The organism is Methanococcoides sp. DA23 (assembly GCF_057593895.1).
The window spans coordinates 532,896-556,984 of record NZ_CM172520.1 but is presented as its reverse complement, the minus strand read 5'-3'; the positions used below and the strand labels follow the sequence as shown (position 1 = coordinate 556,984).

Genomic DNA, 24,089 nt, shown 5'->3' with positions numbered 1-24,089 from the left:
ATTGATCATGATAATATGCTGGAGATCTCAGTATCGGATAATGGCATTGGTATTCCCAGAAATAAGCATGAGGAAATATTTGAGACCTTCAAGCAGGCGACCTCTTCAACTACTAAAGAGTATGGAGGGACCGGTCTTGGCCTTGCAATTGTAAAGAAATTTGTTGAAATGCATGGCGGAAATATTAGGGTTAACAGTAAGGAAGGAGTGGGTAGTAAGTTTACTTTTACCATCCCCCTAAATAAGGAGAAAATTGTATATTCCTAAATTATTTTTTAAATCATTTAATTCTGAAAAATAAATAGATTCGTTTTTAATATTATCAAAATTCCTTCCCAAAGAAAAACATATATATTGTGTGTAAAAGAATGTATAAATAGTACAATTGTCTCTGCAGATATTTCAGATCGTACCTTAAAATACTAAAAGTGGTGGTGGTAACCATGATAGAAATTGATGGTATAGAAAGCTATAGTGAAGCAAAGACCTATGCAATGACATACTTGCACAACTGTAGGATCTCAAATGAATACAGGAATCAATTGCTCAATTGGGTAGGCACGTATCTTGATGAGAATATACTTGAGAACATCATTGCTTACAAGAATTCAGAACACTGGGACCAACCCTTCGAATCCATAAAGACCGAGGCTGAAAATGATCTGGAAATTGCAGCTCTCTATGCACATATGAATGAGCACCTGAACATCGACATGATGGTCTTTGAAGGTAATTTGCTGTCCCTTTTCAACATATTGCTTTCCAGAACAATGGAAAAACTGGAGGAAAGGATGGTAACTCACTAAAATAGATGAACGGGGCCTATCAGACCCGTACTCTCTGACTGCTGGAATTCCTCTTATGGTCACCCAGTTCGGAATCAATAAGAAGGGAACCGTTCAGCACCGGACCATCCTTACATACCCTCAGACCTTGAGGGTCCATACAGCAAGCGCCACAGACTCCGATCGCACATTTGAAATACCTGTGCATGCTGAACTCTGAGCGGTCAAGTGCATCATTTTCCTGTAACACTTTCATTACATTGGCCATCATTATCTCAGGCCCGCAAACACAGATCCGGTCATAGACAGAAACATCCATGTCCGCAAGCACTGTGGTAACAAAACCGCATGTGCCGGCAGAGCCGTCATCTGTGGTTATATGAAGTTCCCCTGCTGAAGAGAAACGGTCCTCGAAAACCAGTTCGTAACATTCCCTTGAGCCCAGGATCGTAGTGACCTTTGCACCACATTCAGAAGCATAGTCGGCAAGGGGTCCCAGAGGTGCAGCTCCAACGCCGCCTGCGATTATCAGTATGTGCTCATCTTTCTTTGGTAAAGTGAAACCTTTACCGAAGGGTCCTCTAAGACCGACAGAATCGCCAACCTTCATATCGAAGAGTTTGGAAGTGGCATCTCCCACCTTCTGCACAGTGATCCCATTCAGGTATGAAGAGCCCATTGGTACTTCATCCACACCACGTACCCAGACCATTACGAACTGGCCGGGAAGGGCAGCATCAAAGGAAACATCGAAACGGAACGTCCTAATGGAAGGGGATTCCTCGACTATCTCAACTATCTTTGCATCTACTGGTTTCATTAGATCACCTCGTGGGAAAGACCAATAATGTCCTCGACAGCCGAGTAGCCTTTGTCCTGAAGGAAAAGCTCTATCCCTGATGCGATATCTGAAAAGATATCCACACTCTCATGGACCGCTGAACCTATCTGGACTGCACTTGCGCCTGCCATCATCATTTCCACTGCGTCTTCCCATGTGGAAACACCGCCAACCCCTATAACAGGAATATCGAGTGCTTCATAGAGATCATAGACACATTTTATTGCAACCGGTTTCACAGCCGGGCCGGAAAGCCCTCCAAAGCGATTACCCAGTATAGGATAACCGGAATTGATATCGATAGCCATACCACGAAGGGTATTGATGGCCACCACTGCATCCGCACCACCGTTCTGCGCTGCCTTCCCTATGGCCTTGATATCGGTCACGTTGGGAGTGAGTTTCACCCACACCGGGACGTCCACAGCATCACAAACAGCTGACGTGATCGATTCCACCATGCAGGTATCGGTACCTATGGTAGCACCATACCCTTCCGCATGAGGACAGCTCACATTAAGCTCAAAGGCTGCAGGTTCGGAGGATGCAAGGCCTTCTGCCACCTTAACGAAATCCTCGGCATTGCCACCGAAGATGCTTGCTATCACCGGTACATCAGTACCGGATCTAACTATCTTTATCTCATCATCGAATTCAGTATAGGAAGGGTTTGGAAGGCCCATGGCATTCAAAAAACCACATTCCAGTTCTATCATGCTGGGATTTGGATGACCCGCCTTGGGCTCCGGTCCAATCGATTTGGTCACAACCCCACCTGCACCACATTCTGCAATGCGGAGAAGGGATGCACCGGTAGTTCCCATTATACCGGATGCGAGCATGGTCGGATTCTTGAGATCTATTCCTGTAATAGTTACCATAAGCTTCCACCTCCCATCATCAATTATTCATCTTCGCAGCCGGACATCTCGCAGACCGCTTCCCGCACAAGCTCTTTACCGCCCATCTCAACAAGCATCCTGCCAATACTCAGAGCATGTTCGCGATAGTTCCTTACAGGAATATCGTCATCGATACGGATCTCACGGGTACCATCCACTGCGAGCACTTCCACGAGCACATGGATCTCGTCCCCATCCTCGTTCATCTGTGCAAAGGAACCAATAGGAACGATACAACCGCCTTCAACCTCGGTAATAAGAAGACGCTCCACTTCAGTCTCTATCCTGGAGCGTTCATGGTTCAGAACAGAACATGCCCTTTCGGCCTCATCCTCGGCCCTTGTGACGACCACAATTGTCCCCTGATTCGCAGAAGGACAGAAGCTTGAAGCAGGAAGGCGTTGTACATCCATTTCCCAACCCATACGCTGAAGACCTGCTTCAGCGAGCAATATCCCATCATACTGACCTGCTTCAAGCTTCTGTATGCGTGTATTGATGTTACCCCTAAGGTCCATTACGTTGAGATCAGGGCGATACCTGAGAAGTTGTGCCCTTCTGCGCATGGATGTGGTTCCGATGATAGCACCATCCGGAAGCTCGTCCAGAGTGGAACCGTCTGCAGTTAAAAGCACATCGTATGGAGAATCACGTTTTAGCACCGCAGCAATAGCAAGCTCCGGCGGTCTTACGGTTGGAAGGTCCTTCATGGAATGGACCGCAATGTCCACTTCGCCTTCGATCATCCTGTCATCGAGCTCACGTACGAACACGCCTACTCCGGCAACTTCGTGGAGCGGACGGTCCGTAAACACATCGCCGGATGTTTTTATCACATTCCTTGTGATCTCATGGCCTTTCTCTTCAAGCATACCTGTAACAAGGTCTGCCTGAGCGATCGCCAGAGCACTTCCGCGGGTTCCGAGTATCATCTTAGACATCCCCTTTACTTCAAGTTAGCTGCATAAGCTTCGAGCGTTGTCTCTAGGTCAGCTTCTGTGTGTGCGGTTGACAGGAAGTTCGTCTCGAACTGTGAAGGTGGAAGGAAGACATTGCTGTCAAGCATATCGTGGAAGAACTGAAGGTAACCTTCCTTATCGCATTTCAGTACATCCTGATAATTAAGGGGTTTGTCACCGAAGAACACCTTGAACATGGATGCAATACCACCCACATGATAATCAAGTCCTTTGTCTGTGATTATATCATTAAGACCGGCACGGAACATGTTCCCGGTAGCTTTGAGTTTCTCATGGACCTTCTCTTTTTCCAGCACATCCACAGCTGCAATACCTGCTGCAACGGATGCCGGGCTGCCACTGAACGTACCTGCCTGATAAACTGAACCTGATGGTGAGATCATCTCGAGGATCTCACGTTTACCACCGAAAACGCCTATAGGCAAGCCGCCTCCGACTATCTTTCCAAGGGTGGTCATATCAGGTGTCACACCGAAATATTCCTGTGCTCCGCCCATTGCGAGCCTGAAACCGGTGATGACCTCATCGAATATAAGGACAACATCGTTCTCTTCAGTTACCTTCCTTACTTCCTTGAGATAGTCACCATCTGGAAGTATAGGACCAATATTACCCAATACTGGTTCCATGATAACAGCAGCCATATCGTCCTGGTTCGATTCGATGACCTCTGTCATTGCCTCGATATCATTGTAAGCCACTTGAAGGGTGTTCTTTGTGAAATCTTCCGGTATGCCAAGGGAATCCGGTTTACCGTGTGTCGTTGCACCTGAACCTGCCTTGACCAGGACAGCGTCATGAGCACCATGGAAACCGCCCTCTATCTTAACGAACTTGTTCTTCCTGGTAAAACCACGGGCAGCCCTGAGAGCGCTCATCGTGGCTTCGGTACCTGTGGAAACAAATCTGAGCATATCAATGCTTGGATAAAGGGAAGCTATCTTTTCAGCAAGGGTCACTTCAAGACCTGTTGGAGTTCCGTAAAGCCAGCCTTTATCGAGCTGGTCGATGATGGCCTGTTTGATGACAGGGTTAGCATGTCCCAGAATATTAGGGCCGTATGCCAGACAATAATCAATGTACTCGTTCCCGTCAATATCCTTTATACGGCAACCCTTTGCAGATTCCGTATAGAACGGATATGGTTTGATAGCACGAACCGGACTGCTGACCCCACCTGGAAGGATCGCTCTTGCTTTGTCGAATAGGTCTTTGGACTTGTCTAAAGTAACCATGATAACACCATTTGATATTTAATTGTAAATTTTGTATTTCTCAGAAATATATCGTTTTTGTACCCACAAAGCTCACTTAAGCATACGTGCGAGGTCCTTTGCGAAATAAGTAAGTATCATATCAGCACCGGCACGCTTGATGGACATGAGAGATTCATACATGACCATCTTCTCGTCAAGCCAGCCCTTTTCAGCTGCTGCCTTTAGCATAGAGTATTCCCCACTGACATTGTACGCAGCAGTGGGCATCTTGAACTCATGTTTGATGCGATAGATAATATCAAGATAAGGAAGAGCAGGTTTCACCATAACGATGTCCGCACCTTCCAATATGTCCAGTTCTGCTTCACGGATAGCCTCATTTGAATTTGCAGGGTCCATCTGGTACGTTGAACGGTCACCGAACTGGAAAGCGGAATCCGCAGCCTCTCTGAAAGGGCCGTAGAATGCCGATGTGTATTTTGCAGCATAGGACATGATAGGAGTGTTCTCAAAATGGTTCTCATCGAGAGAATTACGAATAGCACCTATCATACCGTCCATCATGCCCGAGGGTGCAACTATGTCCGCACCGGCCTCAACATGACTTGTGGCGATCTTGCCGAGAATATCAAGGGTAGGGTCATTTAGCACGTCCTCGGTATCCATATCGACAATACCACAGTGACCGTGATCGGTATATTCACACATACAGACATCGGTGATGACCACCATATCCTTACCAAGGTCTTCCTTGATGCTTCGGACAGCTTGTTGTACGATATCATCCTCGCCATAAGAACAGGTTCCGACAGCATCCTTGCTCTTTGGAATGCCAAAAAGTACCAATGCCGGAATACCGAGATCTGCTGCTTCCTTAGCATCATCGACCACTTTGTCCAGCGGCAAGCGCTGTATTCCGGGCATAGATGATATTTCCACGGAAGAATCAGTGGTCTCATCTACGAACATTGGATATATCAGGTCATCTACGCCAAGTGAGGTCTCCCGCACCAGATCGCGTATCTTACCACTTCTTAACCTTCGCATTCTAACCTGTGGGAACATTAGTATCAACTCTTATTTTGTAATTCCATCGTTCTTCTTAATTGGGCGTATATCAAATAAACGAGATACGGAATCAAGGAACTTATCGTCATCATATTCCGCAGCATTGCGTAATTTCTTGGTGGGTTCTGCAAGGATCTTGTTCGTGATCGCATGCGTGAGATCTTCAAGCACCTTGCGTTCAATATCACCCATGGTATGGTAGGCACTCAGTTTATTGATGGCATGCTCCATCTCGTTATGCCTGAGACCGTGGGATTGACTGTACAGATCGGATATGATAGCATCCGCCTTTTGACGTTTGTACTGGGCCTTCAATAGCTTCAATTCATCATCAATGATGACCTCGGCCTTCTTGGCCTCCACCATCCTCATCTGAAGGTTCTTTTCATTAATGACACGTAAACCGTCGATATTACGGAGAATTACATGTGGAATTTTCTCGACTGCAGGATCGATATCTCTCGGACTTGCAATATCTATGAGAAGTAGTTCGTTCTCACGGCCTTCCATGACTTTACCCACGAGATCATCCTTCAATACATAATGAGGAGCAGAAGTAGCACTGATGACCACATCGGCAGCGTGGACGTATTTTTCCAGCTGGTCGAACATGACAGCTTCCCCGCCAAGTTCTTCGGCAAGGTCCCTTGCCTTCTCATAAGTACGATTTGCAAGATAGATAACATGCATATCCCTGTGTGAAAGCGCTCTTGTGACCAAGGTACCCATTTCACCGGTACCGATAACAAGAATGTGCTTGTCATTCAGACCGTGAAGGATATCCTCTGCAAGATCGACCGCTGCCGAAGCAATGGAAACTGCACCTCTATTGATGAATGTCTCTGTACGGACCCTCTTACCCACCTGGATCGCCTTGCTGAATGCAGTACTAAGTACTTTCCCAACGGTTCCGGCCTCCTTGGCCAAAAGGAAAAAGTCCTTGATCTGACCGAGGATCTGGTCTTCCCCGATTATCATGGATTCGAGACCGCAGGCAAGCCTGAGCAGATGTCTTAACGATTCATCATGGTCATAGAACTCCACTATCTTTGCGGAAACTCCCATCTCTTTTGCATAGTGGAAAAGCACACTGCTACCTTTTGAAGATACCACATATATCTCTACACGATTACAGGTCTTGAGGACTGCACACTCATAAACAAGCTCATTTGAGTAAAGCTGGCTCAGGACAAGCTCGATGTCACCGTGCCAGGAATCTTCCATTTCCTCAACAGTAGCCTTTGCGTGTGTAATTACCATACTGGATATTTCTGTCACTCCAAGCCTCCACGAACGGCGTGTGATAAGTGTAACATATCCACATGAATACGAGCATTGGACTTAAACCTAATGTAATATTTCATGATAACATCAACCTTTCTTGTCTATGTGCTCCTGAACTATATTATATGCTACATTATACCCTTTTTCATACGAATCTTCCAGGGCATCCCATATAGTCTTGTCCTCGAGTATCTTCCAGAGAAGGGCTTTACGCTCTTTCTGCAAGTCCACTTTACTTTTGAGCAATGTTCGCATCTCATCCTGCAAGCGTATCATATCCCCATATTGAGGAGTGATGATAGATTCCAGTTTCCGGCGAGTATATTTTGAGACCGCAGGACTTGAACCAAAGGTCGATATGCCTATGGAGAGTCCATCCCGCTGTATAACAGAAGGAATTACGACCTCCCCTGCCATATCAATGCGGTTTACAAGTATCCCACACCCCTGTGCAAGCTCCCTGATCCGATCATTCAATGAAGGAACGTTAGTTGCAGGGATCACAAGAAAGGCATCCTCCATCAGGTCAATTATGGATTCATCGGAAACGGAAGAAAGGTCTGACCCGACCAGTTCAACTGCTGATGAAGAAGCAAGCTCTTCAAGTTCAGGAGAGAAATCAATGCTTATTACAACAGTTTTTGCATATTCTGCAAAGAGGGAGGCTTTTCGCAATCCCACAGAACCTCCACCGAATACCACCACCTTCCGACCTTCCATGTCAATGAAAAGGGGCAGATATTTCCGACCAGGGTCATTCCCTGTCATTTACAGCCTCACGCCAGTCTTTTTGAATTCCCGGACACTGTACAGAAGATTGTAATCGGAGATCCCTGTTGCCAGAGAGATCTCCTTAGCAACATGCTCGCAGTCCTCGCGAGTATATGAATGCACCATTGTGAAGAGATTGTATGGCCAGTCGGGATAACGAGGTCTCTCGTAGCAATGTGTCACTTCAGAAAAACCTGCCATGATTGCACCGACCTCTTCCACAAGCTCATCTGGAACGTTCCAGGTGCACATTGCATTCGCGGTTATGCCAATGGCACGATGTCCTATAGACGCACCGAACCTCCGAATAAAACCGTTCGCCTGAAGATGCTTGATCCTATCGACCACATCTTCTTCGGTCATGCCGAGCTCCTTTGCGACATCAGTAAAGGGAGAATGAGTGAGCGGAATTCCATCTTGGGTCAATTTGAGAAGACGTGTGTCGATCTCATCCATTTGAACATTATCATCTGACATCGAATTTCACCCCGATCTTAAAGAGACGTTTTGTCGGAAGATCGATCAGTGGACAACCGGTCTCGTCCTTGAGGTCGTTTATTATCTGCTCCAGACGTTCACGGTTCGCAGCGGAAACTGTGAACCAGATGTTGTAATCCGCCTGACGCAAATAGTTGTGAGAAACTTCCTGATGCTGATTTATCAGTTCTGCGACCTCATCGATGCGGGATTCCGGCACCTTCATTGCAACAAGTGTACTGATGCCACCTACCTTTTTCGTGTTGATCACCGGACCGATACGCCTTATAGCGCCTTCTTCGTTAAGTCGTCCCATGCGTCCCAGCAAGTCCTCTTCAGAAATTCCAAGCTGCTGGCTTAATTTCTTAAATGGGTGAGGATCAAGAGGAAAATCCAGCTGTATCAGGTTCAGGATCGACTTATCGACCTCATCAAGTTCTATCATATAAATTAACACCATTTTTATTTGCAGTCATCTGGATGCTAGGCAGAGTTCATGCCATCATTAGATTATTAATATTTCCCGTAACCAGAGTTCATCTGGGATTATATATACAGTATGGCTCTTCCGCCATGTAGTCACCAGTGGCTGCATAAGCACGGGCACGGCAGCCCCCACAGACATTATTGTAGCTGCATCTTCCGCATTTACCACCGAGCTTATCATAATCACGAAGATCGTTGAAAAGGACCGAGTCTTCCCAGATCTCCTTGAAGCTCTTTTCCTTCACGTTGCCTGCGACCACGGGCAGGTATCCACAGGGTTGTACATCCCCGGTACTGGAGACGAAGCAGAAGCTTATGCCACCTAGACAGCCCCGTGTCATTGCCTCATAGCCATGTGTCTTAACAGTGACCTCAGTGCCTTCTCTTTTTGCGCGCTGGCGCATTATTCTGAAATAGTGAGGAGCACATGTGGCCTTCAACTGGATCTTGACGTGCTTCTGCTGATCATAGAACCAGTTCAGTACGCGCTCATATTCAACAGGCGGAATCTCTTCGTTCTCGAGTTCCTTACCCCTGCCTGTCGGTACAAGAAGGAAGATATGATGGGCTTCCGCACCGATATTGGTCGCAAGTTCAAGGATCGCAGGGATCTCATCGATGTTCCTTTTCGTTATGGTCGTGTTTATCTGGAAACCAAGCCCGCCCTTTTTCAGATAATCGATACCTCGCATCGTGCTCTCGAATGCACCGGGAACTCCACGGAAATCGTCATGTGTCTGTGCCGTTGAGCCATCGATACTTATACTGACACGCTGCACTCCTGCATCCTTCAGTTTTTTCACAACATCGTCATTAAGAAGGGTACCATTGGTCGCAAGAGCCACACGCAGACCTTTGTCAGTAGCGTATCTTGCGATCTCATAGACATCCTTGCGAACAAGAGGTTCACCTCCGGTCAAAATGAGAATGGGGTCTCCCATCTCTACGATCTCATCGACGAAATGTTTTGCTTCGGCTGTGGAAAGTTCACCTTCGGGTATCTCCGAGGTAGATGAACCTCTGCAATGAACACATGAAAGATTACATCCCCATGTCAGTTCCCAGGCTATAAGTCGTGGAGGTTTTACCATGTGTGATCAAGTACTCCTATTTACTTAATATAATGTAAGCTATTATCAAAGGCAATTCTTTCAATTTACTTAAATAGTATGGAACTATACTACACAGAACCCATATAAATCGTATCGTCAAGATACATAAAATAACAACATATAATGCCCTTTTTGGAGCTAAGGATGATAAGATATGGCAATGGGAGAACAGGCATTTCAGACAGCATTCGCAATTACATGGATAATAATACTTTCCTACATTGTTTATCTGATACGCACACGCTTGCGTCTTGCATCCCTGATCCGAAAGCTTAAAGATTGATGGTGTTTGCAAATGGAAAAAAAACGAAAGGCGATCCTCACCATTTTTGCGATAGTAGCAGTCATGGTGATCGGACTTTGGGGCGTTGATGTCGAACAGGGATATATGATGGTCTCTGACATCACGACCAGCCCACAGGACCATGTGGGGCAGAAGGTCAGTACAATGGGACTTGTCAAGAATGGGACATTGAGCATCTCACCGGAAATGGTCTCGTTCACCCTTACGGATGCTGAAGACGAGGAACAGGAGATAGATATTGAATACACAGCTGACCTTCCTGCAAATCTTGTAGAAGGGAACAGTGTTAGTCTTACAGGGACCATGATATCGGAATCGAAGATAGAGGCAGAACAGATAGTTATCGGCTGCCCTTCAAAGTATTCCGAATGAAACCTGGAACATATCACATTATGAGGACATGCGATGAATATCGAACAATGGGATGAATACCGGCAGATCACCGTTGCCATGAACGAAATGATAAGCGACATGGATGATTCACCCCAGATGAAAAACGTCGTCGGACATATTTGCAGGTCGGGCGGAAAGAAGGTCAGACCTATTATATTATTGCTGGCTTCCCGAATATGCGGAGGAGACTCCGACAATAGCATAAATGCAGCACTTGCGATCGAGCTTATCCACTCCGCTTCCCTTATACACGATGATATCCTGGACGAAGGGGTCATACGAAGAGGGGTAGAGTCTGCACATAAAAAGTTCGGACCAGCGGCTGCCATGCTTGCTGGAGACTATATGATCTCAAAGTCCATTGAGCTTATTTCAATATACAATACACCGGTAGTACGGGAGTTCGGACGTGCAGGAATGGCAATGGCAGAGGGCGAGACCATTGACATAAAAAGCACATCCGAGGATTTTGCAGAGATGAACTATTTCGATTGCATCGACAAGAAGACCGCATCCCTCTTTGCAGCCAGTGCGGCAATGGGTGCATATATAGCAGGTGCTGATGAAAGGACTGCAAGTAAATTGGAGGATTATGGAGAAAAGCTCGGAAGAGCATATCAGATCGTTGACGACATTCTGGAATATACAGAGAATGTCGATGATAAGAGATCGGATAATGAGTCCATATCGATCTTGCAGATATATAGAAGGACCATGCCATATGAGAGCGCTGTAGAAAAGGCGACCTTACTGGCAATGGAGAACGTGAGAATGGCAAAAGACATATTGGAAGAGTTCGAGCCTTCCGATTCAAGAAGCAAGCTCATGGAAGTTACAGATCACATAACAACGGAAATGCTTCCGACATCATTGAAAAACACTATCAGATCCAGGTGAACATTATGCGGGTATATGACAAATCAGTTATCAAAGTAAATGCCAGTACAGAGAATGGAAAGGTCGTTCTCGACACAGAAGGACCACTATCAGCTGTATCAAAGCCTGTGATAAAACGCATTAATAAGATATTCCGGGAAGAAAAACCAATATTGGTGGATGAGGATAATATCATTTTTTCCACATGGGTACCACCGGTCCCAAGTCCCGCATTCAACAGGGTCATAAGTGCACAGATCGGCGCAGTTATGAAAAAGCGTATCCCTGACCAGTTCTCCATAGGGATCACTGACAGATGCCCATACAATTGCATACACTGTGGTGCTGCAGGCATTGTTGCGGATCCAGAATTTTCACTTGAAGAAGTAAACAGGGTAGTAGACGAGGCCATAGACCTTGGAGCATACCTGATCTCTTTCGATGGTGGTGAGACCATGGTTCGAAATGATCTTGTGGACATGGTCGCCAGTGTTGATAAAACAAAGGCTATAGCCACTTGTTTTACATCTGGGTTCAGGCTGACACCTGAAAGGGCAAGGGACCTAAGGAATGCAGGCCTTTATTCAGCCCACATCAGTGTAGATAGTCCGGATGAGAAAGAGCATGACCGCGTAAGAGGTCTTGAAGGGGCATTCAAGAACAGTATGGCAGGGATCAAGAATACGCTGGATGCAGAGATCATGGCAGATATGTTCGTTGTGGTATCACCGGATAATATCGATGATCTTGAGGAGTTCTATACCCTGGCAGATGATCTTGGCATGCAGGAAATGTCCATCTATGAGATCATTGCCGTGGGAAGATGGCTGGACCATGAAGATGAGACCCTAACCAAGAAAGATGTTGTAAGGCTTGAAAGGTTCCAGAAGGACAAGAACAAGGAAACTGACGGCCCCAGGGTCACTGCATTCCCGTATTTTAACGGACCTGAACAGTTCGGTTGCTTTGCAGGCAGGAGATGGATGCATGTTGCTGCGGGCGGAGATGTTATGCCATGCGCTTATACGCCGCTCTCTTTCGGGAACGTTAGAGAAGATGGCCTTGAAGATATATGGAAACGTATGGGCAAGCATGCAGCTTACAAGGGATCTGCAGATTATTGTATGATGCGTAACCCGGAATTCAGAAAGGAGTACATACATACCATACCAAAGGATGCTCAAATTCCTTTAAGAGTTGACCTTCAATACAAAAAATAAGCTCTAAATAGAGCAAAAATAAAGAGAATTAAATATTCCCATACTTTTTTAGCACATATTTGTTCTGGCAAACTGCACATGAGGTTTGCAGATAGTCAGAACTTAAGTATTTTTTGTATAAATTTCAATGATAAATTATTAACATTTCCGCGAACAGAAAAGCATAACCGAATAACTTATATGCAAGTTTGCTATTAGGAGTGTAAATTACGCCAAGTTATCATTTTATAGATGTATCGAGGAGTTACATGGCCAAAGACAAAATCTTATCCGAAATCAAGGAAGCAGAACAAAGTGCGGCCAAAATGGTGGATGAAGGGCTTAAGAACAAGAGCGAGCGCAATATAGCAGCTCGTGCTGAAGCTAGAGAGATCATCAAACAGGCGGAAAATGATGCAGCACAATCTGCCCAGAATGCACTGAAGTCAGCTGAAGAGACTATTAAACACGAATCTGAGGATATTATCTCCAACGGCGTGAACGAAGCTAAGAAGATCAGCGACAAAGCTGAAGGTAACGTTGACAAAGCCGTTGAAAATCTGGTCACAGAGTTTGAGAGGACAATACATGCTTAAGCCAAAACAGATGAGTCGTGCCGTCATTGTAGGACACAAGGACATCATGGAAGCTACAGTGGAAGCAATTCACGGTAGCAACTTGTTCCACCTTGAAGATTACAATGAAGACGGCTCCGGACTTAAGCTTGGCAGACCATTCAAAAATGCAGGCGAAGTTTCTAAGAAACTTATCCAATTAAGATCTATCTCATCCTTCCTTGGTATTAAGAACGGATCAATACCAAAACAGAAGGAAACAACTGTTATCAATGAGCTCGATTCAATGCTGGACCAGCTTGATATCGAGGTTAGTGCTAAAACAGAGAAAAAGTCTGAACTGGATTCACGACTCAAGGAACTTGAAGCACTGAAAAAGGACATTAGTCCATTTTCAGCGATCCCTATAGATATGGAATTATACCATAACTATGAGAGCATTAAGGTCTTTGCAGGAACTGTCAAGGAGAACATTGGTTCTGCTGTCTCACAGGTAACATCGACCTATGAGATGGAATATGACCAAAGTACCGGAACTGTGGTATTATTCGTCAAGAAAGAAGATGAAGCTAATATCTCAGAGATCCTTTCAAATTTCGAGTTCAGAGAAATAAGGATACCAGAGATAAGCGGAACCCCTTCAACCCTGATAGCAGATATCACAAGGGAAGAAGAAGGGATCCAGAAGCAGATCACTTCACTGGAAACGGATATTTCATCTATCAAGGATAAATATTCAGAGTTTATACTTGCCAGTGAGGAATTGCTTACTATCGAATCTGAAAAAGCAGAGGCTCCAGTAAAGATAGCAACATCAGAGCATACATTCATCATTGATGGATGGATACCTGATGATCAATTTGCAACTCTTGAAAGGACAATTGAATCTGCTACAAGCGGAAGGGCTTTTGTTTCAAAACAGAAGATCACAAAAGCTGATACAGATATCATACCTATCGAATATGATAATCCAAAGATCACCCAGCCATTCCAGGAGATCATGGACCTTTATGCACGTCCTAAATACAAGGAGATCGATCCAACTTCTCTGATATTCATATCATTCCCACTTTTCTATGGAATGATCCTTGGAGATATTGGATATGCAGTGATCCTTCTAGCACTTGCATTAGGTATCAAGAAGATGGTCAAGTCAGACGCAGTAAAGCCTTTGATGAATGTACTTATCTATTGTCAGATATCAACATTGATCTTTGGTGTTCTGTATGGTGAGTTCCTTGGGTTCCCACTTGCAAGTTTGACCAGTCATGGTATTACCATCCCTGGATTAATACCGGGATTCGAGACCATTGCTCTCTTCAACTCTCCAGTTGGAGGAGAAGTTATAACATATCCAATACACCGTACTCACATCGTTATGACGATGATCATTGCAACTGCACTTATCGGTGCACTTCATGTCAATTTTGGATATGTGGTCGGATTCATAAACGAAAGGAGAAATCACGGATTCGCTGCAGCTATGTTCGAAAAGGGCAGCTGGCTTGTAGTTGAACTCGGAATAATCCTGGGTGTACTCGGATATGCAAATATCGCACCTACGGAAATAATCGGAATTATAGTGTTCCTTATAGGATTCGTCATGCTCGTTAAAGGAGAAGGCGCAAAAGGAGCTATAGAATTACCTAGCTTATTAAGTAATGCACTTTCCTACACTCGTTTAATAGCGGTAGGATTGTCATCAATCTATATTGCATCAACTGTCAATCTCATAGCTTTTGAGATGATCCTTCCACAGGGTGGGATCGTGGCAGTGATAGGTGCAATAATCGTATTCATATTCGGACATGCATTAAACACAGTCCTGAGTATAATAGCCCCTGGATTGCATTCACTTAGGTTGCAGTATGTAGAGTTTTTCGGAAAATTCTACGAAGGTGGCGGAAGAAAATACAGCCCATTCGGATATATTAGGAAATACACGGAGGAATAAACAAATGGTAGACGCAGCAACAGCAACAGCAGCAGTAACATATATGGACCCAGCAGGATTAAAAGCAATTGGAGCAGGACTCGCAGTAGGACTTACTGGACTTGCATCAGGAATTGCAGAAAGAGATATTGGTTCAGCAGCAATCGGCGCAATGGCAGAGAACGAGAGTCTGTTCGGTAAAGGATTGATCCTTACCGTAATTCCAGAAACAATCGTTATCTTCGGACTTGTTGTCGCACTGCTTATCAGCTGAGTTAATTTAAGAGCAATCATATTGCTCTTAAATTCTTTTAAGGTGTCAGAGCATGGGACTCGAAACAGTTATAAAAGATATCATGGGTGCTGCCCAGACAGAAGTAAGCACGATCAATGCAGATGCTGATGCAGAAGTATCACAGATACTGGATGATGCTAGGCAGACTGCAAAGAAGATCATGGGCGACCGTCTGGCAAAAGCCGAAGATGATATCAAGCGATTACGCCAACAGGAGATCTCCAGCGCAAATCTGGAAGTCAAACGTACAATGCTTAATGCTCGCAAAGAGGTCCTTGACAAAGTATACGATAATGCAATAGAGACTATTGTATCCCTTCCTGAAACAAAGCAGGAAGAGCTGTTAAAAGCGATCATTGATGAAAATGATAGCAACGGCAGTAAAATATACTCTAACAAGGACTCAGAAGAACTTGTCAAAAAGTTGTCTTCCCTTGAATACGCCGGCAATATAGATTGTATTGGCGGAGTGATCATAGAGAACGATGATGGAACAGTTCGTTTAGATTATACATACGATATAATGATGAAGAATGTTAATGAGCAATCATTGAAACAGACATCTGATATCTTGTTCGGGTGATATCCAAATGGGGCTTTTGCAAAAATTCACAAGAAAAAGTAGTCCGAAGCAGAGCGGAAGTGGCTCCAATTACGCTTATGTGACTGCACGCGTTCGCGCGATGAAAAGCAATCTTCTCCCTAGGGAGTCATATCCTCGATTAATGAACATGGGTATCGACGAGATCACCCGTTTTATCGAAGAGTCACAGTATAAGCAGGATGTCGATGAACTGGCAAGAACATATGACGGTGTTGATCTGTTTGAGCACGCATTGAACAGAAATCTTGCGGTCACTTTTACAAAACTGATCAATATCTCCGAAGGAGAGCTGAACTATCTGATCTCTGAATATCTTAGGAAATATGATATATGGAGCATCAAGACCATTCTACGTGGTAAGTATTGTAATGCATCAGTAGAAGAGATCAATGATAGCATAGTTTCCGCCGGACAACTGTCTTATCCATTTTTGTCAAGCCTTTCAGAAAAAGAATCTTATGAAAGCATCATCGATGCTCTCAGTGGAACCGATTATTACCCAACATTAAAAGGATATGATGGGACAAACCTCTCTGAGATCGAAAACCAGCTTGATAAGATGTACTATACCGGACTGTCCAATACAGTAGACAATCCAAAATCCAATGATAGTAAACTGTTCTCAAAGTTCATCCGTACTGAGATCGACATGAAGAACCTGAGTACCCTTTTCAGGTTGAAGAATGCCAATGTGGAAAAGGATGAGATCGCAGACCTGATTCTTGAAGGCGGTCTTCATTTAAGCATTAAAGAGATCGAAAAACTAATACCACTTCCTTTCAGTGAATTTATTCAGTCACTTGAGAAGTATCCTTATTGGGAGGATATATCTGGAATAGTGAAACCTGAAATGGACTCACTGGTGGAACTGGAAACTCAACTCACTAAGTCCAACATCAAATCCGCTTCAAGCTTTTCACATGTGTACCCATTATCCATTGTTCCGATCATGGACTATATACTGAACAAAACGAATGAAGTACACAACTTGCGTATCATTCTGCGCGGAAAAGCAGCAGATCTTGATGAAGAAATAATCAGGAACCAGTTGGTGATCTAATGGAATTAGCAGTAGTAGGTAGCAGCGAGTTTGTAACAGGATTCAGACTAGCTGGTATTAAGAAGATATACGAAGCTAAAAGTGATGAGTTGGAATCTGTTGTCACAAGCGTGCTTAAAGATTCAGATGTAGGTATCTTTGTGATACATGAAGATGACTTTAATAAACTACCGGAAATTTTGAGAGATACTCTTAGTGAGTCTGTTGACCCAACAGTGGTCACTCTCGGAGGAACTGGTGAAAGTTCAAACTTAAGGGAAAAGATAAAACAATCGGTAGGTGTAGATCTGTGGAAGTAAATGGTGAAATTTATCGTGTGGCAGGACCTGTTGTAACGGTTATAGGAATTAAACCGAGAATGTACGACGTGGTCAAAGTAGGTCACGAGGGACTGATGGGAGAAGTCATCAGGATCAAAGGCGAACAGGCTACTGTTCAGGTATACGAGGATACTTCCGGGATCAAACCGGGAGAACCTGTAGTGAACACCGGACTGCCTTTGTCCGTTGAACTTGGACCTGGATTATTAGAAAGTATTTATGATGGTATTCAGAGACCTCTGCCAGTGTTGCAGGAACAGATGGGCAACTTCATCGAGAGAGGAGTTACCGCAAATGGACTGGACCGTGAAAGGGTCTGGGAGTTCAAGCCAACAGCAAGCGAAGGCGATGAGATAAAAGGTGGTAATGTACTCGGTCTGGTCCAGGAGACCGCAAACATCGAGCACAAGATCATGGTCCCACCAACCATCTCTGGTACTATCAAAGAGATAAAAGCAGGTAGTTTCAAGGTCGAAGACACAATCTGTGTGCTCACAGATGGAACTGAGATCGCAATGATGCAGAAGTGGCCAGTACGAGGACCACGCCCTGTAGCAAAGAAACTCATGCCAACCAAGCCTCTTATCACAGGACAGAGGATCCTTGATGGTATGTTCCCTATAGCAAAAGGCGGAACAGCTGCAATCCCAGGTCCATTCGGATCAGGAAAGACAGTTACCCAGCAGCAGCTTGCTAAGTGGAGTGACACTGATATTGTTGTTTACATCGGTTGCGGAGAACGCGGCAATGAAATGGCTGATGTATTGAACGAGTTCCCGGAACTCGAAGATCCAAAGACAGGTCGTCCACTCATGGAGAGGACAGTTCTTATCGCAAATACATCCAACATGCCTGTAGCTGCTCGTGAAGCATCAGTTTACACTGGTATCACAATTGCAGAATATTACAGAGACATGGGATACGATGTATCACTCATGGCAGACTCAAGCTCAAGATGGGCAGAAGCAATGAGAGAAATATCCTCAAGGCTTGAAGAAATGCCTGGAGAAGAAGGTTATCCAGCATACCTCTCTGCAAGACTCTCTGAATTCTATGAGCGTGCAGGAGCAGTTAACTCCCTTGCAGGAGTCGATGGTTCAATTACTGTAATTGGTGCAGTATCACCACCTGGTGGTGACTTCTCAGAGCCTGTTACCCAGAACACACTACGTATCGTAAAGGTATTCTGGGCGCTTGATGCAAAGCTCTCACAGAGAAGACACTTCCCATCCATTAACTGGCTTACAAGTTACAGTCTGTACACAGAGGGACTTGCTGACTGGTATAGCGAGAACGTTGGACCTGACTGGACACAGCTCAGGGACAATGCAATGGACCTTCTCCAGCAGGAATCCGAACTTCAGGAGATCGTGCAGCTCGTAGGTTCCGATGCACTTCCAGAAGATCAGCAGCTTACACTTGAAGTTGCACGTATGGTAAGGGAATATTTCCTCCAGCAGAATGCATTCCACCCTGTTGACACATACTGTCCATTCGACAAGCAGTACAAGCTTCTCAAATCTATCTCAAAATACGGAGAGATGGCAACAGCTGCACTTGAAGCAGGAACTCCAATGAACAAGATCATCACCATCCAGTCAAAGGATGAACTCGCAAAAGTCAAATACGAGGAAGACTTCGATGCAGCACTTGATGCAGTCATGAAGAAGATGGATGAAGAATTTGCACAGATCGGAGGCAACTGAACATGACCAAAGAATACAAAACGATCGTAGAGGTCTCCGGACCACTTATTTTCCTTGAGAAGACCGAACCTGTAGGATATGGTGAGCTTGTCCAGATCAACCTTCCTGATGGAACGACCAAGAGAGGACAGGTACTCGATACCTCTGCAGACATGGTAGTCGTGCAGGTCTTCGAAGGTACAGTAGGACTCAACGAGGAATCCGGTGTAGTATTCAGTGGCGAGACCATCAAACTCCCTGTATCAAAGGATATGCTTGGCAGAATCCTTTCAGGAGCTGGTGAACCACTGGATGGCGGACCAAGGATCATACCTGACAAGAGAGTAGATATCAATGGTGCATCAATGAACCCATATTCCAGGATGCCACCAGAAGATTTCATTCAGACAGGTATCTCCACCATTGACGGTACAAATACCCTTGTAAGAGGACAGAAGCTTCCTATCTTCTCTGGATCAGGTCTTCCACATAACGAGATCGCACTTCAGATCGCAAGGCAGGCTAAAGTTCCTGGCAGCGATGAACCTTTTGCGGTGGTTTTCGCTGCAATGGGTATCACCAATGAAGAAGCACAGTACTTCATGGAAGATTTCGAGAAGACCGGCGCTCTTGAGAGAGCTGTTGTTTTCCTGAACCTTGCAGATGACCCTGCTGTCGAGCGTATCGTTACACCTAGGATGGCTCTTACAGCTGCAGAGTACCTTGCATACGAACATGATATGCACGTACTCGTTATTCTGACAGATATCACAAACTACTGTGAAGCACTACGTCAGATGGGTGCAGCAAGAGAAGAGGTTCCAGGTAGACGTGGTTACCCAGGTTACATGTACACTGACCTTGCATCACTGTATGAAAGGGCAGGAGTTATCAAAGGAATCAAGGGATCTGTTACTCAGTTCTCCATCCTTACAATGCCTGGTGACGATATCACCCACCCTATCCCTGATCTTTCCGGTTACATAACCGAAGGACAGATCGTGGTTTCCCGTGAACTTCACAGGAAGGGTATCTACCCACCGATCAATGTATTGCCATCACTCTCACGTCTTATGAACTCCGGTATCGGAGACGGTAAGACAAGGGACGATCACAAGGCAGTGTCTGACCAGATGTACGCAGCATACGCAGAAGGCCGTGACCTTCGTGGACTTGTTGCTATCGTTGGTAAAGAAGCACTGTCCGAAAGAGACAGGAAGATGTTGGAGTTTGCGGACTTGTTCGAGGACAGATTCGTACGCCAGAGCAGAGACGAGGACCGTACCATCGACGATACATTGAGAGTCGCATGGGAGATCCTTGCAGAGCTGCCTGAAGCACAGCTTACCAGGATCGATAACAAGTACCTTGACAAGTACCACCCTGCTCACCAGAAAAGCGAGTGAATCAGTAGTGAGGGATCACAATGGGCGCAAAAGAAGTAAAACCGACTCGTTCAGAACTCATTGAGCTGAAGAAGAAGATCAAACTTTCAGAAGGCGGTCACAAGCTGCTTAAAATGAAAAGGGATGGTCTTATCCTTGAGTTCTTTGATATTCTTAGCAAAGCAAAGGATGTTCGCTCCGAGTTGGATGCTGCCTATGAAAAGGCCAATGTGAAGATCGGCATCGCAGAATCAGTGGAAGGCAGAATAACTGTTAAATCCACTGCATTTGCAATGAAGGATGCACCACAGATCGAGCTCGAAAGCCACAATATCATGGGCGTAGTAGTGCCGAAGATCGAATCCTCAAGTGTGCGTAAACCCATAAACAAGCGTGGATACGGACTTCTCGGAACAAGCTCCTACATTGATGAAGCTGTCGATTCATATGAAGAGCTGGTTGAAAAGATCATTCTGGCAGCAGAGATCGAAACAACCATGAAGAAGCTTCTCGATGATATCGAAAAGACAAAGAGGCGTGTCAATGCTCTTGAGTTCAAGGTCATACCTGAGCTCACAGAAGCAATGGTATTCATTCGCCTGCGTCTTGAAGAAATGGAAAGAGAAAACACATTCCGCTTGAAGAGAATCAAAGCATAAGGCTTTCTCATGCAACAAAACTCATCTGATCGGCCAAACCTGGCCGACAGAGCTTTTTCTTTATTAACTCAACCTGAAAATCTAGCACGCATATTAAGATGGGCGTGGTTAGTTTCACTTGGTATGTTGATCTTAGGATATCTTATTATTTACTTCAAAATAAAGTCCCACATCAACTTCTTACCATAAGAAGATCTTTCCTGTTTCTCAGCTCTTGTATCGAGCAAATGTATTTCTGACAAGTAAAAACTGAAATTATATCAGTAATACTTAAATAAATATAATACATATAATATATGAAATATAGTAATATATTCGATCGGCGGAGCAAAATATTTTTTAAAATATATATAATATAATCTCCCAATTAATAAATTCATCGAACTCAAAGGTTGATCCACAATGAGTGAACTACCATGGGAAAATAAAAAAGGAAATGTAAATTCCTCTAATGAGCATTCATCTGAGCCTGGCCTACCTTGGGAATCTGAAAGGAAGAAGGATATATCTATTAATGAAAAGGCTGAAGCTGTTCCAGATATTTTTGTAAATGCCGTCACACCCTCTGGAGAAAGAAATGATTCGGATGTAACCGTACATCCGGCATTTTTTCCAAAAATGACATCAACATCCAATGATGAAGCTAAAAATAAAAACGATAATGTTCACATCGATACGGCAGAACAGAATGTATCGAACATAGAGGTCGTTGATGAGATCAAAACCACAGGGGACAAACATGAAAGAGTGGACATTCCCAACAGAATATCAACAACCGAAAACGAAACAAAAAAAGCCCCTTTGCCACTATTCGAACCAGATATACCGGACAATGCTATGGCGCCATTCAATCCCAGCGAACACATCGGGATGGAAAAGCATTCACATATGTCTGAAAAGACAAATCCTTCAAATAACATTACCCATAACAGTTCTTCTTTTGGTGATAGATCCGCTCAAGAAGCATCACACCCGATGCCCGACAAAAAAGAGAAAGGATTCTTATTTTCAATAACAAATACATTGAAAAGGATCACTCAAAAGAGAAAATTGATCGACAGAATGGAAGAACTAAAGCCAGTTACACCTGAAAATGTAAATGGAGAGGAAGCACAATCCCCATTCTCAAAAGAAGATCCTAAATACATAGGTTCTGAGACCAAGATCGATCATCCCATTAATACCACTGGAAATGTTCCTTTGGAAAATATAAGGACAGTAGTGCCAATAGAGAATCCTAATACGAGCACGACCATAGACATAGACATAAATGAAAGCGATCCGGCAATCGATATAATGGAAAGTCCAATCCCTGATGTTTCTTCAGAAGAAATGGAAGAAATGAAAAATGAACTTGCTGATTCAAAGCATTCCCAAGAGAAGATCATTACTAACATCGATGAACTTGCCGGAACTATTGAAGAGCTGAAAAGATCATTAAACATCATCCAAAATGAGAGTGGAGACAGCAATTCCAGTATTAATGTCAAGATAGAGAGATCAACTGATCACATTACCAAGATCGAAGAACGATTGAGTGAACTGGAAGATACTCTGGAAAATATTCACACCGATAATAGCGAACTTAAGACTGGACTTTCTTCCATTGAAGGGAACATTGCTGAACTCACAAGCTCACATACAATAATACTCTCCCAGATACAGAAAATAACAGAATTCGGTAATTCAAGATCTGCAGAAATATTTGCAACGAAAGACCGCATCGACAAAATGGAAGAGTCCCTGACATCACTTACCCAGATACAAAGTGAATCCCAAAAAAGTATACAGGAGTTAAGAAACGTAGCTTCCGACCTTATCAAGGGATTAGAAAAGGCACACAATACAAACAAAGAGTTCAAAACTGATACCGATGAACATAATGAACTTTTAAAAGATCAGCTTGAAGAACTAACTGATTATGTAGAAAATGAACTTAAAGAGATCGGGGCCAGAAGCTACAAAGGCAACGGGGGAAATGTTCAGCTGAACAACATCATTAAAAATTCCACAAATATGAAAATATGTATGGAATGGCTGGAATTCCTTATGGAACTCGTGGGATGTAATCACCTTTCAGACATTCTTTCCTACTATGAAGAGCTGGGATGGATAAACGAAGACATACGCATTGAACTTCTCAGGTATGCGGAAGGGATCGATTACTATATTGAAAAATCCGATTGGAAGCTCGCCCCTGATGACCATGTGAAATCCATATGGTTCATTGAACAGCTTGTAGGTCTTAAAGTAGATAAGAACCGGCTCTCTATTATAGATAAGGACATAAAAAAAGTGATAAAGGGTACTGAGATATATGGTATCTGATCTACCGATCACCGGAGATCGTATTGAACACACAGACCGGATAAATGAAAGACCATTCAAACGATCAAATAATAAACACCTGAAAACAGACAGAGCTCAGATAACTATTGATTATCTGATAGCAATTACCATATTCCTGTTTGCTGTCTTTTTTGTTTTCCAATACACTTCGGGTCTTTTCACTCCCTTCCAATCAGATTCAGATGAGATCACACTCGTAGCAGATCGAGTTGCAACATCGATCACAGAAATAGAATTAGCTTCCGGAGATATCAACACCCCGAATCTTGTAGACCAGAACAATACTGACACATTATTCTACTCTTTAACACATGATTATGAAGATACAGTATCAGATCTGGGGTTAAGAGGAGGGTTCCAAAGCTATGAGCTCAACATAACCATGACTAATAGCACTTCTCTGATGTACATTGCTGGCAAACCATTGCCAACTACTGGAAATATAGGACAGACCAAAAGAGTTGTCCTTCTTGAAGATATCGGATCCAGCAAAAGAGAAAATGCGATCCTATCAGTGCGGGTGTGGTAA

At 44.2% G+C, this 24,089-nt stretch carries 27 protein-coding genes; 17 read left to right on the top strand and 10 right to left on the bottom strand.

The features are described 5' to 3' along the window. Positions 1-15 precede the first annotated feature (15 nt). Together AC20MK_RS02880 and AC20MK_RS02875 are read left to right on the top strand one after the other, a co-directional pair. A complete protein-coding gene (locus AC20MK_RS02880) occupies positions 16-267 on the top strand; it encodes an ATP-binding protein (protein WP_487356502.1) in 252 nt (83 codons plus the stop codon). Between the two features lie 176 nt (positions 268-443). Next, on the top strand, positions 444-806 hold the full coding sequence (locus tag AC20MK_RS02875; protein ID WP_487356501.1) for a hypothetical protein: 363 nt from the start codon (positions 444-446) through the stop codon (positions 804-806). 19 nt (positions 807-825) lie between these two features. Here AC20MK_RS02875 and AC20MK_RS02870 read toward each other — a convergent pair whose 3' ends face one another. From AC20MK_RS02870 to ahbD, 10 genes are all read right to left on the bottom strand, one after another. Then, complete coding sequence (locus AC20MK_RS02870) at positions 826-1,605, bottom strand: dihydroorotate dehydrogenase electron transfer subunit (RefSeq protein WP_487356500.1); 780 nt, start codon at positions 1,603-1,605, stop codon at positions 826-828. Continuing rightward, positions 1,605-2,507: a dihydroorotate dehydrogenase gene (locus AC20MK_RS02865; protein ID WP_487356499.1), complete on the bottom strand. Its 903-nt coding sequence runs from the start codon at positions 2,505-2,507 to the stop codon at positions 1,605-1,607. Before AC20MK_RS02865 ends, AC20MK_RS02870 begins: the two co-directional genes overlap by 1 nt. Positions 2,508-2,530: 23 nt before the next feature. Then, entirely contained in the window at positions 2,531-3,460 is a 930-nt protein-coding gene (hemC, locus tag AC20MK_RS02860) for a hydroxymethylbilane synthase (protein WP_487356498.1), read from the bottom strand. Positions 3,461-3,474: 14 nt separating this feature from the next. Further along, entirely contained in the window at positions 3,475-4,743 is a 1,269-nt protein-coding gene (gene hemL, locus AC20MK_RS02855) for a glutamate-1-semialdehyde 2,1-aminomutase (RefSeq protein WP_487356497.1), read from the bottom strand. 72 nt (positions 4,744-4,815) lie between these two features. After that, entirely contained in the window at positions 4,816-5,790 is a 975-nt protein-coding gene (gene hemB / locus AC20MK_RS02850; protein WP_487356496.1) for a porphobilinogen synthase, read from the bottom strand. Positions 5,791-5,802: 12 nt separating this feature from the next. Then, a complete protein-coding gene (hemA, locus tag AC20MK_RS02845) occupies positions 5,803-7,071 on the bottom strand; it encodes a glutamyl-tRNA reductase (RefSeq protein ID WP_487356495.1) in 1,269 nt (422 codons plus the stop codon). A 93-nt stretch (positions 7,072-7,164) separates the two neighbouring features. Next, on the bottom strand, positions 7,165-7,845 hold the full coding sequence (locus AC20MK_RS02840; RefSeq protein ID WP_487356494.1) for a precorrin-2 dehydrogenase/sirohydrochlorin ferrochelatase family protein: 681 nt from the start codon (positions 7,843-7,845) through the stop codon (positions 7,165-7,167). Beyond that, the gene (gene ahbB, locus AC20MK_RS02835; RefSeq protein WP_487356493.1) at positions 7,846-8,325 is read right to left on the bottom strand and encodes a siroheme decarboxylase subunit beta; all 480 of its coding nucleotides are present in this window, start codon (positions 8,323-8,325) and stop codon (positions 7,846-7,848) included. Then, on the bottom strand, positions 8,315-8,770 hold the full coding sequence (gene ahbA / locus AC20MK_RS02830; RefSeq protein WP_487356492.1) for a siroheme decarboxylase subunit alpha: 456 nt from the start codon (positions 8,768-8,770) through the stop codon (positions 8,315-8,317). Before ahbA ends, ahbB begins: the two co-directional genes overlap by 11 nt. A gap of 91 nt (positions 8,771-8,861) precedes the next feature. Beyond that, the gene (gene ahbD / locus AC20MK_RS02825; RefSeq protein WP_487356491.1) at positions 8,862-9,902 is read right to left on the bottom strand and encodes a heme b synthase; all 1,041 of its coding nucleotides are present in this window, start codon (positions 9,900-9,902) and stop codon (positions 8,862-8,864) included. A 175-nt stretch (positions 9,903-10,077) separates the two neighbouring features. Between ahbD and AC20MK_RS02820 the strand changes: the two genes are divergently transcribed. The 15 genes from AC20MK_RS02820 (at position 10,078) to AC20MK_RS02750 (ending at position 24,089) form a co-directional block, all read left to right on the top strand. Beyond that, positions 10,078-10,206 (top strand): CcmD family protein, encoded by a 129-nt coding sequence (locus AC20MK_RS02820; RefSeq protein ID WP_487356490.1) that lies wholly within the window; start codon positions 10,078-10,080, stop codon positions 10,204-10,206. Positions 10,207-10,218: 12 nt separating this feature from the next. Continuing rightward, a complete protein-coding gene (locus AC20MK_RS02815; RefSeq protein ID WP_487356489.1) occupies positions 10,219-10,599 on the top strand; it encodes a cytochrome c maturation protein CcmE domain-containing protein in 381 nt (126 codons plus the stop codon). A 33-nt stretch (positions 10,600-10,632) separates the two neighbouring features. After that, positions 10,633-11,517 carry a polyprenyl synthetase family protein gene (locus tag AC20MK_RS02810; RefSeq protein ID WP_487356488.1) on the top strand — a complete coding sequence of 295 codons (885 nt, stop codon included), beginning with the start codon at positions 10,633-10,635 and terminating at the stop codon, positions 11,515-11,517. Between the two features lie 5 nt (positions 11,518-11,522). Then, a complete protein-coding gene (locus AC20MK_RS02805; protein ID WP_487356487.1) occupies positions 11,523-12,716 on the top strand; it encodes a radical SAM/SPASM domain-containing protein in 1,194 nt (397 codons plus the stop codon). Positions 12,717-12,964: 248 nt separating this feature from the next. Then, positions 12,965-13,291, top strand: a complete 327-nt coding sequence (ahaH, locus tag AC20MK_RS02800; RefSeq protein WP_487356486.1) for an ATP synthase archaeal subunit H — start codon at positions 12,965-12,967, stop codon at positions 13,289-13,291. After that, positions 13,284-15,224 carry a V-type ATP synthase subunit I gene (locus tag AC20MK_RS02795; RefSeq protein ID WP_487356485.1) on the top strand — a complete coding sequence of 647 codons (1,941 nt, stop codon included), beginning with the start codon at positions 13,284-13,286 and terminating at the stop codon, positions 15,222-15,224. The genes ahaH and AC20MK_RS02795 overlap by 8 nt, the downstream gene beginning before the upstream one ends. 4 nt (positions 15,225-15,228) lie before the next feature. Beyond that, positions 15,229-15,477, top strand: coding sequence for a V-type ATP synthase subunit K (locus AC20MK_RS02790; protein ID WP_487356484.1), 249 nt, complete (start codon positions 15,229-15,231; stop codon positions 15,475-15,477). Between the two features lie 52 nt (positions 15,478-15,529). Then, entirely contained in the window at positions 15,530-16,081 is a 552-nt protein-coding gene (locus tag AC20MK_RS02785; protein WP_487356483.1) for a V-type ATP synthase subunit E, read from the top strand. A gap of 7 nt (positions 16,082-16,088) precedes the next feature. Further along, on the top strand, positions 16,089-17,162 hold the full coding sequence (locus AC20MK_RS02780) for a V-type ATP synthase subunit C (protein WP_487356482.1): 1,074 nt from the start codon (positions 16,089-16,091) through the stop codon (positions 17,160-17,162). After that, positions 17,162-17,461 (top strand): V-type ATP synthase subunit F, encoded by a 300-nt coding sequence (locus AC20MK_RS02775; RefSeq protein WP_172368027.1) that lies wholly within the window; start codon positions 17,162-17,164, stop codon positions 17,459-17,461. Before AC20MK_RS02780 ends, AC20MK_RS02775 begins: the two co-directional genes overlap by 1 nt. Continuing rightward, positions 17,452-19,188, top strand: a complete 1,737-nt coding sequence (locus AC20MK_RS02770) for an ATP synthase subunit A (RefSeq protein WP_487356481.1) — start codon at positions 17,452-17,454, stop codon at positions 19,186-19,188. Before AC20MK_RS02775 ends, AC20MK_RS02770 begins: the two co-directional genes overlap by 10 nt. A 2-nt stretch (positions 19,189-19,190) precedes the next feature. Next, positions 19,191-20,573: an ATP synthase subunit B gene (locus tag AC20MK_RS02765; RefSeq protein ID WP_487356480.1), complete on the top strand. Its 1,383-nt coding sequence runs from the start codon at positions 19,191-19,193 to the stop codon at positions 20,571-20,573. 20 nt (positions 20,574-20,593) lie between these two features. Then, entirely contained in the window at positions 20,594-21,211 is a 618-nt protein-coding gene (locus AC20MK_RS02760; RefSeq protein ID WP_487356479.1) for a V-type ATP synthase subunit D, read from the top strand. Between the two features lie 402 nt (positions 21,212-21,613). Then, positions 21,614-23,539, top strand: coding sequence for a FlaD/FlaE family flagellar protein (locus AC20MK_RS02755; RefSeq protein WP_487356478.1), 1,926 nt, complete (start codon positions 21,614-21,616; stop codon positions 23,537-23,539). After that, a complete protein-coding gene (locus AC20MK_RS02750; RefSeq protein WP_487356477.1) occupies positions 23,529-24,089 on the top strand; it encodes a DUF7287 family protein in 561 nt (186 codons plus the stop codon). Before AC20MK_RS02755 ends, AC20MK_RS02750 begins: the two co-directional genes overlap by 11 nt.

What these genes read in the sequence shown, in the direction of transcription:
- AC20MK_RS02880 (WP_487356502.1), top strand. Translation starts at nt 16, where the DNA reads ATGCTGGAGATCTCAGTATCGGATAATGGCATTGGTATTCCCAGAAAT.
- AC20MK_RS02875 (WP_487356501.1), top strand. Translation starts at nt 444, where the DNA reads ATGATAGAAATTGATGGTATAGAAAGCTATAGTGAAGCAAAGACCTAT.
- AC20MK_RS02870 (WP_487356500.1), bottom strand. Translation starts at nt 1,605, where the DNA reads ATGAAACCAGTAGATGCAAAGATAGTTGAGATAGTCGAGGAATCCCCT.
- AC20MK_RS02865 (WP_487356499.1), bottom strand. Translation starts at nt 2,507, where the DNA reads ATGGTAACTATTACAGGAATAGATCTCAAGAATCCGACCATGCTCGCA.
- hemC (WP_487356498.1), bottom strand. Translation starts at nt 3,460, where the DNA reads ATGATACTCGGAACCCGCGGAAGTGCTCTGGCGATCGCTCAGGCAGAC.
- hemL (WP_487356497.1), bottom strand. Translation starts at nt 4,743, where the DNA reads ATGGTTACTTTAGACAAGTCCAAAGACCTATTCGACAAAGCAAGAGCG.
- hemB (WP_487356496.1), bottom strand. Translation starts at nt 5,790, where the DNA reads ATGTTCCCACAGGTTAGAATGCGAAGGTTAAGAAGTGGTAAGATACGC.
- AC20MK_RS02840 (WP_487356494.1), bottom strand. Translation starts at nt 7,845, where the DNA reads ATGACAGGGAATGACCCTGGTCGGAAATATCTGCCCCTTTTCATTGAC.
- ahbB (WP_487356493.1), bottom strand. Translation starts at nt 8,325, where the DNA reads ATGTCAGATGATAATGTTCAAATGGATGAGATCGACACACGTCTTCTC.
- ahbA (WP_487356492.1), bottom strand. Translation starts at nt 8,770, where the DNA reads ATGATAGAACTTGATGAGGTCGATAAGTCGATCCTGAACCTGATACAG.
- ahbD (WP_487356491.1), bottom strand. Translation starts at nt 9,902, where the DNA reads ATGGTAAAACCTCCACGACTTATAGCCTGGGAACTGACATGGGGATGT.
- AC20MK_RS02820 (WP_487356490.1), top strand. Translation starts at nt 10,078, where the DNA reads ATGGCAATGGGAGAACAGGCATTTCAGACAGCATTCGCAATTACATGG.
- AC20MK_RS02815 (WP_487356489.1), top strand. Translation starts at nt 10,219, where the DNA reads ATGGAAAAAAAACGAAAGGCGATCCTCACCATTTTTGCGATAGTAGCA.
- AC20MK_RS02810 (WP_487356488.1), top strand. Translation starts at nt 10,633, where the DNA reads ATGAATATCGAACAATGGGATGAATACCGGCAGATCACCGTTGCCATG.
- AC20MK_RS02805 (WP_487356487.1), top strand. Translation starts at nt 11,523, where the DNA reads ATGCGGGTATATGACAAATCAGTTATCAAAGTAAATGCCAGTACAGAG.
- ahaH (WP_487356486.1), top strand. Translation starts at nt 12,965, where the DNA reads ATGGCCAAAGACAAAATCTTATCCGAAATCAAGGAAGCAGAACAAAGT.
- AC20MK_RS02795 (WP_487356485.1), top strand. Translation starts at nt 13,284, where the DNA reads ATGCTTAAGCCAAAACAGATGAGTCGTGCCGTCATTGTAGGACACAAG.
- AC20MK_RS02790 (WP_487356484.1), top strand. Translation starts at nt 15,229, where the DNA reads ATGGTAGACGCAGCAACAGCAACAGCAGCAGTAACATATATGGACCCA.
- AC20MK_RS02785 (WP_487356483.1), top strand. Translation starts at nt 15,530, where the DNA reads ATGGGACTCGAAACAGTTATAAAAGATATCATGGGTGCTGCCCAGACA.
- AC20MK_RS02780 (WP_487356482.1), top strand. Translation starts at nt 16,089, where the DNA reads ATGGGGCTTTTGCAAAAATTCACAAGAAAAAGTAGTCCGAAGCAGAGC.
- AC20MK_RS02775 (WP_172368027.1), top strand. Translation starts at nt 17,162, where the DNA reads ATGGAATTAGCAGTAGTAGGTAGCAGCGAGTTTGTAACAGGATTCAGA.
- AC20MK_RS02765 (WP_487356480.1), top strand. Translation starts at nt 19,191, where the DNA reads ATGACCAAAGAATACAAAACGATCGTAGAGGTCTCCGGACCACTTATT.
- AC20MK_RS02760 (WP_487356479.1), top strand. Translation starts at nt 20,594, where the DNA reads ATGGGCGCAAAAGAAGTAAAACCGACTCGTTCAGAACTCATTGAGCTG.
- AC20MK_RS02755 (WP_487356478.1), top strand. Translation starts at nt 21,614, where the DNA reads ATGAGTGAACTACCATGGGAAAATAAAAAAGGAAATGTAAATTCCTCT.
- AC20MK_RS02750 (WP_487356477.1), top strand. Translation starts at nt 23,529, where the DNA reads ATGGTATCTGATCTACCGATCACCGGAGATCGTATTGAACACACAGAC.